This window comes from Nonomuraea endophytica (assembly GCF_014203235.1).
In the GTDB taxonomy this organism is placed as follows: Bacteria; Actinomycetota; Actinomycetes; order Streptosporangiales; family Streptosporangiaceae; genus Nonomuraea; species Nonomuraea endophytica.
In genome coordinates, this window is the sequence record NZ_JACHIN010000004.1 from 444,405 (window position 1) to 456,114 (window position 11,710).

General features: G+C 71.4%; 8 protein-coding genes. All 8 read left to right on the top strand.

Annotated features, from left to right (window positions below):
• The first annotated feature begins 11 nt into the window (after window positions 1-11).
• Complete coding sequence (locus HNR40_RS17675; protein ID WP_312896397.1) at window positions 12-1,373, top strand: FAD-binding oxidoreductase; 1,362 nt, start codon at window positions 12-14, stop codon at window positions 1,371-1,373.
• A gap of 220 nt (window positions 1,374-1,593) precedes the next feature.
• A complete protein-coding gene (locus tag HNR40_RS53605; RefSeq protein ID WP_312896398.1) occupies window positions 1,594-3,816 on the top strand; it encodes a protein kinase domain-containing protein in 2,223 nt (740 codons plus the stop codon).
• A gap of 478 nt (window positions 3,817-4,294) precedes the next feature.
• Complete coding sequence (locus HNR40_RS17685; protein ID WP_221340489.1) at window positions 4,295-4,951, top strand: TetR/AcrR family transcriptional regulator; 657 nt, start codon at window positions 4,295-4,297, stop codon at window positions 4,949-4,951.
• Window positions 4,948-6,537: an acyl-CoA carboxylase subunit beta gene (locus tag HNR40_RS17690; protein WP_184962511.1), complete on the top strand. Its 1,590-nt coding sequence runs from the start codon at window positions 4,948-4,950 to the stop codon at window positions 6,535-6,537. The genes HNR40_RS17685 and HNR40_RS17690 overlap by 4 nt, the downstream gene beginning before the upstream one ends.
• Window positions 6,534-8,393 (top strand): acetyl/propionyl/methylcrotonyl-CoA carboxylase subunit alpha, encoded by a 1,860-nt coding sequence (locus HNR40_RS17695; RefSeq protein ID WP_221340490.1) that lies wholly within the window; start codon window positions 6,534-6,536, stop codon window positions 8,391-8,393. Before HNR40_RS17690 ends, HNR40_RS17695 begins: the two co-directional genes overlap by 4 nt.
• Window positions 8,390-9,166, top strand: coding sequence for an enoyl-CoA hydratase-related protein (locus HNR40_RS17700; RefSeq protein WP_184962513.1), 777 nt, complete (start codon window positions 8,390-8,392; stop codon window positions 9,164-9,166). Before HNR40_RS17695 ends, HNR40_RS17700 begins: the two co-directional genes overlap by 4 nt.
• Window positions 9,163-10,833, top strand: coding sequence for an acyclic terpene utilization AtuA family protein (locus tag HNR40_RS17705; RefSeq protein WP_184962514.1), 1,671 nt, complete (start codon window positions 9,163-9,165; stop codon window positions 10,831-10,833). Before HNR40_RS17700 ends, HNR40_RS17705 begins: the two co-directional genes overlap by 4 nt.
• Window positions 10,834-10,859: 26 nt before the next feature.
• The gene (locus HNR40_RS17710) at window positions 10,860-11,678 is read left to right on the top strand and encodes a GNAT family N-acetyltransferase (protein WP_221340491.1); all 819 of its coding nucleotides are present in this window, start codon (window positions 10,860-10,862) and stop codon (window positions 11,676-11,678) included.
• Window positions 11,679-11,710: the final 32 nt, after the last annotated feature.

The following is an 11,710-nucleotide window of genomic DNA, read 5'->3' on the forward strand; positions in this document are numbered from 1 at the left end:
AAGGTTCTCCTGTGAGCGTGATTGATACCTTGATCGACCGCCTTCCGGACGGACGCGTACTTACCGACCCTGATGTGATCGACTCCTACGCCCGTGACAAGACGTTCTGCGAGCCTGGCAAGGCTCTTGGCGTGGTGCTCGCCGGGTCTCGGGAGGACGTGGTGACCACGCTCCGGTGGGCCAGTGAGCACCGGGTGCCGGTGGTGCCGCGCGGCGCGGGGACGGGGCTGGCCGGGGCGGCGACGGCGGGTGACGGTTCGATCGTGCTCTCCCTGGCCAGGATGACGGCGATCCGCGAGCTGTCGCCGGCCGACGAGATCGCCGTGGTCGAGCCAGGGGTGATCACCGCCGATCTGGACCGGGCGGCGCGCGAGCACGGCCTCATGTACGCGCCCGACCCCTCCTCCTACGAGATCTCCACCATCGGCGGCAACCTGGCCACGAACGCGGGCGGGCTGCGCTGCGTCAAGTACGGCGTGACCCGCGACTCCGCGCTCGGCCTGGAGGTCGTGCTGGCCGACGGCCGGGTGCTGAACACCGGCCGCCGCACCATGAAGGGCGTCACCGGCTACGACCTGACCGGCCTGTTCGTCGGCTCCGAGGGGACGCTCGGGGTGATCACCGCGGCGACCGTACGCCTGCGCAGGGCGCCGGAGTCACCGCCGGCGACGTTCGCGGCCGAGTTCGGCTCCCTGCGCGAGGCGGGGGCCGCGGTGTCGGCCATCATGGCGGCCGGTTGCCAGCCGTCGCTGCTGGAGCTGCTCGACCGCGCCACGCTGGAGGCCATCGACGACATGCGCAGCATCGGCCTTGAGGCGGCGACGATGGCGATGCTGATCGGCCAGTCCGACGCCACCGACTCGGCGGCGGCCGTCGCGCGCATGCAGGAGGTCTGCGAGGCCAACGGCGCGGCCTTCGTGGCGGTCTCGTCGTCTCCGGCCGAGGCCGAGGAGCTGATCGGCGTGCGCCGCATGGCCTACCACGCCAAGGAGCGCCTGGGCGCCTGCCTCGTGGAGGACATGTGCGTGCCGCGCTCGGTCCTGCCCGACATGATCAGCGCGATCGAGGCGGCAGCAGTACGGCATGGCGTGAAGATCTGCACCGTCGCTCACGCGGGGGACGGCAACCTGCACCCGGTCTTCATCTTCGACCGCGGCGCTTCGGAACCCCCGCCCGAGGTGTGGGCGGCGGCCGACGAGGTGTTCACCCGCGCGCTCGCGCTCGGCGGCACGCTGACCGGCGAGCACGGGGTGGGGCTGCTGAAGAAGCGGTGGCTGGCGCTGGAGACGGGCGAGGTCGTGGAGGAGATACACCACGGCATCAAGGCGGTTTTCGACCCGCTGGGCATCCTCAACCCCGGCAAGGCCATCTGACCCCTTTTCTGGCCTCTTTTCCGGTACGGCACGCCTGGTCGGCCCGCGGATCCGCCGCCTTTCGGCGCGCCGGAATGATCGGGTAAACGGCTTCTTGACTGGCAGGTGCCGTGCCTTAGCACCGGGTTAAAACGTGAAAGATCTCTCAGGTCAGCAGACGCACCAACTAGCACACTGGTAGCGTTTTGCCCCATCTATTGATGACTTATGGGGGTCCGACGTGAATCAGTACCAGCCGTTGGCGGCGGACGACCCGCGACGGCTGGGTGCGTACGACATCGTCGCCCGGCTCGGCGAGGGTGGTCAAGGCATTGTTTACCTGGGGAAATCTGACTCAGGAGAGCAGGTCGCGGTCAAGCTGCTGCATCATGCGCTGGCCGCCGATCCGACGGCCCGTGACCGGTTCCTCCGGGAGGTCGCGGTCGCGCAGCGGGTAGCCCGGTTCTGTACCGCTCCAGTGCTGCATGCCGATCTGGAGGGCAGCCGACCGTACATCGTGAGTGAGTTCGTGGCCGGGCCGTCGCTGCGTCAGCTCGTCGACCAGGAGGGTCCGCGCCGCGGCGCCGCGCTCGAACGGCTCGCCATCAGCACGGCCACCGCGCTCGCGGCCATCCACCGCGCCGGGATCCTGCACCGGGACTTCAAGCCCGCGAACGTCCTCATGGGGCCCGAGGGTCCGGTCGTGATCGACTTCGGCATCGCGCGTGCCCTGGACTCACCCGGCGCCACGGCCACCGGGATGGCGATGGGGACGCCGTCGTACCTGGCTCCCGAGCAGTTGAGCGGCGCACCGGTGTCCGAGGCGGCGGACGTGTTCGCCTGGGGCGTCACGATGGTGTTCGCCGCGTCCGGGCGGCCCGCGTTCGGGTCCGACTCGATCCCCGTGGTCATGAACCGGATCCTCCACCAGGAGCCCGAGATCGTCGGGCTCGACGGGACGATGGCCGAACTGGTGGCCGCCTGCCTCTCCAAGGACCCCGCGGTCCGGCCGACCGCGGACCAGATCATCGTCCGCCTCACCGGCCAGCCGGTCCCCCGCGCCGCAGTCGAACCCGTCACCGGCCCCACGGCCCACGTCCGCCCCCTCCCGGACAACGCCCCGCCCACCACCGGCCCCCAGCCCGCCGCCCCCGGCCCGCAGCCCGTCCCTGGCCAGCAGCCGACATCCGGCCCGCACGGCCCCTCCGGCCCCCAGCCCGTGGCCGGTATGCCCGCATCCGGGTCGAACGTTCCCTCCGGCCCCCAGCCCGTGGCCGGTATGCCCGCTTCCGCGCCAGGCGCTCCCTCCGTGCCAGGGGCCGTCGCGGGCGCTCAGGCGGCGTCCGGACCCCACGCTCCCTCTGGGCCTCAGGGTCCGGCCGGACCGCAGGGCCCCGGACAGGCGCATCCTCAAGGACCGGGGATGTTCGGGCCGCCTGGACAGCGGGGTGTGCCTGGACCTGGTGTGCCTCCGCAGGGTGGGCCCATGGCGGCCGCGGTCGCCGGGCAGCAGGGGCGGAACGACGGCAAGGCCGACCCCGCCTCCCGCGGCCGCCGGACGCTGACCTACGCGCTGTCCGGTGTCGCCGCGGTGGCGCTGCTCGTCGTGGGCGGTGTCGTCATCGCCGCGCAGAGCGGCCAGACGCCAGTGGCGCTGGTCAACGCCCTCGGTTCGGACGAGTCGCCGACTCCGGCGGGCGACGGCTCCGGTGACGCGGGGCAGCCGCCCGTGGTGACGGATCTGCCCGCCGTACCCACGAATGAGCCCACGCAGGGCGAGCCCACCGAACTGCTGCCGAGCGAGGACCCGACGTTCGAGGAGCCGTCGCTGGAGACGCTGCCCGAACCGGTGCAGTCCAGGAACCAGCAGCCCAACCCGACGAACCCGCCCCAGCAGGAGACGCGCCCGTCGGACAAGCCCTCTTCGAAGAAGCCCACCACCAAGCCCAGCAAGTCCGAGAACCAGGTGGACCCGGGCGGCGAGACCTCCGGCCCGACGGACCCGCCGTCCGAGGAGCCCAAGCCGACCTCGAAGCCCACCACGAAGCCGACGACCAAACCGACGGCCAAGCCCAAGCCGACCCCGAAGCCGACGGTCAAGCCAACCCCCAAGCCGACCCCGAAGCCCAGCACCAAGCCGAACCCGTACACGGTCGGCCAGGTCTGCGGCTCCGGCTTCAAGACGGTCAACTCCCACGCGCTGGGCGACAAGGCGACCATCTACCTGATGTACAACTCGGCCCAGGGCAAGAACTGCGTCGTCACGATGTCGCGCCTGCTGTACCCGGGCAAGGTGTCGATGAACGCCATCCTCCAGGTGAAGGGCGGCGGCTCCGGCGCGAACCCGGGCTCGTTCACCGCCTACGCCGGACCGGTCCGCCTGGCCGCGCTCAAGAAGTGCGTCATCTGGGGCGGTTCCTGGGGCAACCTGTCCTGGAAGTCCGGCTGGAGCCACTGCGGTTAGACCCCCTCCCGGCGGCGCCGCACCCCTCCCAGGGGCGCGGCGCCGCCGTCATTTCGCCCCATGAGGTACGGCCCGCCGCACGAGCGTGAAGGACCCGCACGATGAGGTAGGCCTGCCGCCCATCTGCCACGCTCGGGCGAAAGGCACGCGCCATGAGGTACGGCCTTGCCGCCCGCTCCCCGCGCGGGCGAAAGAACACGGCAGTCCGGCCCAGGCGCACCCGGCGGACGACCCGTGCACAGGAACGGTGCGCGCATAGGACCTGTGCGTGCATAGACCCGTGCGTGCATAGACCCGTGCGCGCTTAGACCCGTGCGCCCGAAGGGCGACGAACGGTGCGGTGGCCCGGAGAGGCGTCCGGCACCGGAATGAGACGGCACCGCGCGACCAGCAAGCGTGGGGTGGTTGCCGATGGGGTGTCTTGTTTGTGGTGGTTGGGTCTTCCGTTGGCCGGGGCGGCAGTCGTAGGGTAGTTGACGTGATCGTCAAGTCTGAGGTGCTGACCGCTCGCGGCCGGAGGACCAGGGCCGCTCTGGTCGACGCCGGCCGGGAGGCGTTCGCGGTGCAGCCGCTCGACGCCGTCCGCATCGACGACGTGTGCGCCCGCGCGGGCGTCTCCCACGGCACCTTCTACACGTACTTCGACTCCAAGGAAGCGTTGTTCAGGGAGGTCGCCGGGGTGGTGGTGGGCGAGATGTTCACCGCCAGCGTCGTCGGCCCCGCGGTCTCCGGCGGGCCGTATGAGCGCATAGAGGCGGCCAACCGCCTCTACCTGCGCGCCTGGGCGGCCAACTCCCGCCTGGTCAGGATGCTCGAACAGGCCGCCACCACCGACGAGAGCTTCGCCGGTCTGCTGCTGGAGCTGCGCGAGGTGTTCGTCCGCAGGGGCGCCGAGGGCCTGCGCCGCCTCCAGGACCAGGGCCTGGCCGACCCCACGCTCGACCCCAGGCTGACCGCGATCATGCTGGGCGGCATGGTGGAGCACTTCGCCCACGTATGGCTGGACTTGGGCGAGCACGCCGACGAGGCCGCCGCCGTGGACCTGCTGACCAAGCTCTGGGCCCGCGCCATCGGCTTGACGCGAACGTCAACTTCACCACCGGACGACACAGATCCCCTGGAGCCGCCGCGATGATCACGAGCAGGCTGGACACGGGCGGCGCGGAGTATCTGGAGCGGCGCGTGGCGATGCTCGCCAAGCTGGCCGATCTGGACGCCGAGCACGCCAAGGCCGTCGCGGGCGGGGGTGAGAAGTACGTCGACCGGCACCGCAAACGCGGCAAACTCCTCGCCAGGGGGCGCATCGAGCTCCTCATCGATCCCGACTCCCCTTTCCTGGAGCTGTCGCCGCTGGCCGCCTGGGGCAGTGACTTCCCGGTGGGCGCGAGCGTGGTGACGGGGATCGGGGTGATCGAGGGCGTCGAGTGCGTGATCACGGCCAGCGATCCGACGGTCCGGGGCGGGGCGTCGAATCCGTGGACGCTGAAGAAGACGTTGCGCGCGTCGGAGATCGCCCTCCGGAACCGCCTGCCGTACGTGAATCTGGTGGAGTCGGGCGGCGCGGACCTACCGACGCAGAAGGAGATCTTCATCCCGGGCGGGCGGATCTTCCGGGAGCTGACGCGGCTGAGTGCGGCGGGCATCCCGACGATCGCGCTGGTGTTCGGCAACTCCACGGCGGGCGGCGCGTACGTGCCCGGGATGAGCGACTACGTGGTGATGGTGAAGGAGCGCGCGAAGGTCTTCCTGGGTGGTCCGCCGCTGGTCAAGATGGCGACCGGCGAGGAGTCCGACGACGAGTCGCTGGGCGGGGCGGAGATGCACGCGCGGACGAGCGGGCTGGCCGACTACCTCGCGGTGGACGAGCATGACGCCCTCCGCATAGGCCGAAATATCGTGAAATCGCTGCGCTGGCGCAAGCTCGGCGCCACCCCCACAACCCCCCATGACCCGAAATATCCAGCGGAGGAGCTTCTCGGCATCGTCCCCGAGGATCTCAAGATCCCGTTCGACCCCCGCGAGGTCATCGCCAGGATCGTGGACGGCAGCGCCTTCGAGGAGTTCAAGCCCCTCTACGGCCCCTCCCTCGTCACCGGCTGGGCCACCCTCCACGGATACCCGATCGGCATCCTCGCCAACGCCCGCGGCGTGCTGTTCAGCGAGGAGTCGCAGAAGGCGACGCAGTTCATCCAGCTCGCCGACCAGTCGCGCACCCCGCTCCTCTTCCTGCAGAACACGACGGGCTACATGGTCGGCAAGGAGTACGAGCAGGGCGGCATCATCAAACACGGCGCCATGATGATCAACGCGGTGTCCAACTCCAGCGTGCCGCACCTGACCGTGACCATGGGCGCCTCCTACGGCGCGGGCAACTACGGCATGTGCGGCCGCGCCTACGACCCGCGCTTCCTGTTCACCTGGCCGAGCGCCAAGTCGGCGGTCATGGGACCGGCCCAGCTCGCCGGGGTGCTGTCCATCGTGGGCCGGGCCTCGGCGCAGGCACGCGGCCTGCCGTACGATGAGGAGCAGGACGCGGCCATGCGCGCGATGGTCGAGGCGCAGATCGAGGCGGAGTCGCTGCCGTTCTTCCTGTCGGGCCGCCTCTACGACGACGGCGTCATCGACCCCCGCGACACCAGGACCGTGCTGGGACTGTGCCTGTCGGCGATCAACAGCGCGCCGGAGCCGGAACCGCAGAGATATGGGGTGTTCCGTCCATGACCGTGATCACGCGCCTGCTCGTCGCCAACCGCGGGGAGATCGCCCGCCGCGTCTTCCGCACCTGCCGCGAGCTCGGCATCGAGACCGTCGCGGTCTTCTCCGACGCCGACGCGGCCGCGCCGCACGTGGCGGAAGCCGATCACGCGGTACGGCTCAGCGGCGTCACCCCCAGCGCCACCTATCTCGACATTTCCCGAATCATCCAGGCGGCCCGAGCATCCGGCGCCGACGCGGTCCACCCTGGCTACGGCTTCCTGTCGGAGAACGCCGCCTTCGCCCAAGCCGTCCTGGACGCGGGCCTGACCTGGGTGGGCCCCTCCCCCGATGCCATCGCCGCCATGGGCTCCAAGGTCGAGGCGAAACGCCTGATGACCGAGGCGGGCGTCCCCGTCCTGCCGTCACTGCCCATCGATCCGCCGCACGAGCTGCCCTATCCCCTGCTGGTCAAGGCGTCGGCCGGAGGCGGCGGACGCGGGATGCGGGTCGTGCGCTCGGCCGACGACCTCGACCGGGAGGTCGCCTCGGCGAGACGGGAGGCCGAGTCGGCCTTCGGCGACGGCACCGTGTTCGTGGAGCCGCTGCTCGAAGCCGCCCGGCACATCGAGGTACAGATCCTGGCCGACACCCACGGCACGATCTGGGCCCTGGGTGAGCGCGAGTGCAGCGTCCAGCGCCGCCATCAGAAGGTGCTGGAGGAATGCCCGTCCCCCGCGATCTCCGGCGAGATGCGCGACAGGCTCCAGCGGGCCGCCGTCAGCGCCGCCCGCGCCATCGGCTACACCGGCGCCGGAACCGTGGAGTTCCTGGTCAAGGACGACACCGTGGCGTTCCTGGAGATGAACACCCGCCTGCAGGTGGAGCACCCGGTCACCGAACTGGTCTACGGCGTCGACCTGGTCAGGCTTCAGTTGGAGGTCGCGGAGGGCGCCGCCCTGCCGGAAGCACCCCCGGAGCCGTCGGGCCACGCGATCGAGGTCCGCCTGTACGCGGAGGACGCCCGCTACGTCCCCCAATCCGGCACCCTGCACAGGTTCGAGATCGACGGCCCCGTCAGGGTGGATTCGGGGGTCGAGTCGGGCTCCGAGGTCTCCACCCACTACGACGCCATGCTGGCCAAGGTGATCGCCCACGGAGACACCCGAATCCAGGCGATCAGGAAACTGACCGGCGCCCTGAGACACGCCACACTCCACGGCCTCACCACCAATCGCGATCTCCTCCTCAATATCCTGAAAAATCCGGACTACCTGGCAGGCGCCACCCACACCGGCTTCCTCGACCAGCACGATCTCACCGCCACCCCGGAACCCACCGAGCTGGAAGCCCTGGCCGCCGCCCTCGCCCTCGCCGCCGCCCACCGGGCCGGGGCCAAGGTCCTGGCCACGCTGCCCGCCGGGTGGCGCAATGTCCGTTCGCAGGAGGAACGCGCGAGGTTCGCCGAGATCGAGGTGGTCTACCGCCCCTTGCCGGAGGGGATCACGGTCGTGACGGCGACGCCGTACCGTGTGGTGCTGGAACGGGAGGGGATCAGGCACGCGCACGACGTCGCCCGCTACGGCGACGCCGTCTACGTCGGCTCCACCCGCCTGACGCCGCTGCCGCGGCTGCCCGAGCCGGTCGAGCACGTGGCCCCGGGATCACTGCTCGCGCCCATGCCCGGTAGCGTGCTGCGCGTGGAGGTCGAGCCCGGCGACCGCGTGGCCAAGGGTCAGGTGGTGCTGGTGCTGGAGGCCATGAAGATGGAGCATCAGATCGCCGCGCCCGCCGACGGCGTCGTCGCCGGCCTGCGCGTGGAAAAGGGGCAGCAGGTGGAGGCGGGCAGCGTGCTGGCGATCATCCAGGAGGGGGACGAGTGAGCAGTCTGGTCCACAAGGAGCTCGACGGCGGCATCGCCACGATCACGCTGGACTCTCCGCCGAACCGCAACGCGCTGTCGGTGCGCCTGCTCGGCGACCTTGAGGCCAGGCTCAACTGGGCGCTGGCCGAGCCGGAGGTCCGCCTGATCGTGCTGACCGGCACCGGCCCGGTGTTCTGCTCGGGCGCCGACCTGAAGGAGCAGCGCATCGAACCGGCCACCGGGGCGGGTGACGCGCCGGTGACGGCGTCGTTCCCGGAGATCCTGGGGCTGATCTGGGAGAGTCCCAAACCGGTCATCTGCCGCCTCAACGGCACCGCGCGGGCGGGCGGGCTCGGGCTGGTGGCCGCCTGCGACTTCGCGATCGCGCCGGACACCGCCTCGTTCGCCTTCACGGAGGTACGGCTCGGCGTCGTACCCGCGATGATCTCGGTGCCGGTGCTGCGCAGGCTGGAGCCCCGCGCCGCCGCCGAGTACTTCCTGACCGGCGAGGTCTTCGACGCCGCCCGTGCCGCGGAGATCGGGCTGCTGACGCGGGCCGTACCAGGGGACAGGCTGGACGCGGAGGTGGCGCGCTACGCCGAGATGCTCCTCAAGGGCGGGCCCGAGGCGCTCGCGATCACCAAGCGGATGGTACGCGACATCCCGCAGGTGTCGTTCGAGGAGGGTCTGCGGCAGATGACGGCGTTGTCCGCGCAGCGCTTCACCTCGGAGGAGGGCCAGGAGGGCATCGCCGCCTTCGTGGACAAGCGCCCGCCGAAGTGGGTGCCGTGACCCTGCGCGTGGCCAACTGCAGCGGCTTCTACGGCGACCGCCTGTCCGCGGCCCGCGAGATGGTCGAGGGCGGCCCGATCGACGTACTGACCGGCGACTGGCTGGCCGAGCTGACCATGCTCATCCTGGCGGGCAACCGCCTGAAGGGCCGCCCCGGCTACGCCCCCACCTTCCTCAAGCAGGTGGAGCAGGTGCTGGGCACCTGCCTGGACCGAGGCATCAAGATCGTCTCGAACGCCGGCGGACTCGACCCGGAGGGCTGCGCCGCCGCCGTCACCGACCTGGCCGCCCGCCTGGGGCTGCGCGCATCCGTGGCGGCCGTCAGCGGCGACGACCTGACCGGCCGCGACCTCGACCTCACGAACGCCGACACCGGCGAGAGGCTCGACGCCACCCCGCTGACCGCCAACGCCTACCTCGGCGCACTCCCCATCGCCGCCGCCCTCAGGGCCGGCGCCGACGTGGTGGTGACCGGCCGCGTCACCGACGCCGCCCTGGTCACGGGCCCCGGCATCTGGCGGTACGGCTGGCGCCCCACCGACTACGACGCGCTGGCCGGTTCGGTGGCCGCCGGGCACATCATCGAGTGCGGCTGCCAGGCCACCGGCGGCAACTACGCGTTCTTCACCGAGATCCCCGACCTGGCGCACTGCGGCTTCCCGATCGCCGAGCTGGAGTCCGACGGCTCCTCGGTGATCACCAAGCACCCGGGCACCGGCGGCGCGGTCACGGTAGGCACCGTCACCGCCCAGCTCCTTTACGAGATCGGCGGCCCCCACTACCTCGGCCCCGACGTCACCGCCCACTTCGACACCGTCACGCTGGAGCAGGAGGCGCCCGACCGGGTCCGCGTCAGCGGGGTGCGCGGCTCGCCGCCGCCGGACACGCTGAAGGTGGCCGTCAACTACCTGGGCGGCTACCGCAACACGATGACGCTGATGCTCACCGGCCTGGACCTGGAGGAGAAGGCGCGGGTGGCGCAGGAGGCGATCTGGGCCCGGGTGCCGCGCGAGGCGTTCGACGAGGTGGACGTGAGCTACGATCCGCCGCTGCTGCGGGTCACCGTCAAGTCGGCCGATGCCCAGGTGGCCGGGCGCAGGTTCTCCTCGGCGGTGGTGGAGACGGGGCTGGCCAGTTATCCGGGCTTCTACGGGCTTACCCCGCCGGGGAACGCCTCGCCGTACGGGGTGTACTGGCCCGTTCTGGTGCCCGCCGGCTCGGTCACGGCGCGGGTGACGGTGGACGGGACGCCGGTGGAGGTCCCCGTCGCCGAGCATTCCGCGAACGGGTACGACGGGGTCGTGGCCGAGGCGCCCGCGCACTCCGGCGGCGCGACCGTGCGGGCGCCGCTGGGCAGGGTGGCCGGGGCACGATCAGGTGACAAGGGCGGCAACGCGAACCTGGGTGTGTGGGTACGCTCCGCCGGTCAGTACGGCTGGCTGGCGGCGTACCTGACGGCCGACCGGCTCCGGGAGCTGCTCCCCCAGCTGGCCGGATACCGCCTCGACCGGTACGAGCTACCCAACCTGCACGCGGTCAACTTCGTCGTCCACGGGCTGCTGGGACGGGGTGTGGCGGCCAGCCCGCGACTCGACCCGCAGGCCAAGGCGCTGGGCGAGGAGCTCAGGGCCCAACAGGCCGACATCCCGGCCGAGTACCTGCCCTGACCACCCGGTCAGGCATCATGTCCGGCATGCACGTTCGCCGCCTCAGCCACGACGACCTGCCCGCCTGCTCCCGCCTGGCCGTCTCCCGCCACTGGGGCGCGGAGGAGCACAAGTGGCGTTTCCTGTTCGACGTCGGCGAGGTCTACGGCATCGACGCCCCCGGCGGCGGCCTGGCCTCCACCGCGCTCCTGGTCCCCTACGGGCCGGACGCGGCGGCGGTCAGCATGGTCCTGACCGCGGCAGGCCACGAGCGCCAGGGCCTGGCCAGCCGTATCATCCGCCACATCCTCGACACGGCGGGCGAGCGCACCGTCTGGCTCTACTCCACCGACAACGGCCGCCCCGTCTACGAGCGCCTCGGCTTCCGCAGCGTGGGCCGCGTCGAATCCCACCGCGGCCCGTTCACGGGCGCGCCGTCCGGCGCGACCCGCCCCGCCACCGAGCGCGACCTGGACGACATCCTCGCGCTGGACGCGAAGGTCTTCGGCGCCGACCGCTCGGACCTGCTGCGCCGCATGCCCGCCTTCCACGAGCGGGTCAGGGTGCTGGAGACGGGCGGCAGGATCGAGGGGTACGGCGGCGCGTGGCGCAACGACACCCAGATCGTCATCGGCCCCCTCATCGCCCAGGACACCGGGCAGGCCACGGCGCTCATCGCCGACCTGGCCGCGGGCTGGGACCTGCCGGTCCGGCTCGACCTCGACACGAGCCGCCCCGACCTGGTCGCGTGGGCGGTCGAGCGGGGGCTCGGCTCGCCGTTCCCGAACACGGTGATGGTGCGGGGCGGCGAGCTGCAGGGCGACCACGCGCGCCGCTTCCTGCCGCTGATGGTCTCGCTGGGTTGACCTTCGGCGAAGGGCGGCCGTAGATTCACGAC

Excerpts from the sequence above, each read along its gene's own strand:
- HNR40_RS17690 (WP_184962511.1), top strand. The coding sequence starts at position 4,948 with ATGATCACGAGCAGGCTGGACACGGGCGGCGCGGAGTATCTGGAGCGG.
- HNR40_RS17695 (WP_221340490.1), top strand. The coding sequence starts at position 6,534 with ATGACCGTGATCACGCGCCTGCTCGTCGCCAACCGCGGGGAGATCGCC.
- HNR40_RS17710 (WP_221340491.1), top strand. The coding sequence starts at position 10,860 with ATGCACGTTCGCCGCCTCAGCCACGACGACCTGCCCGCCTGCTCCCGC.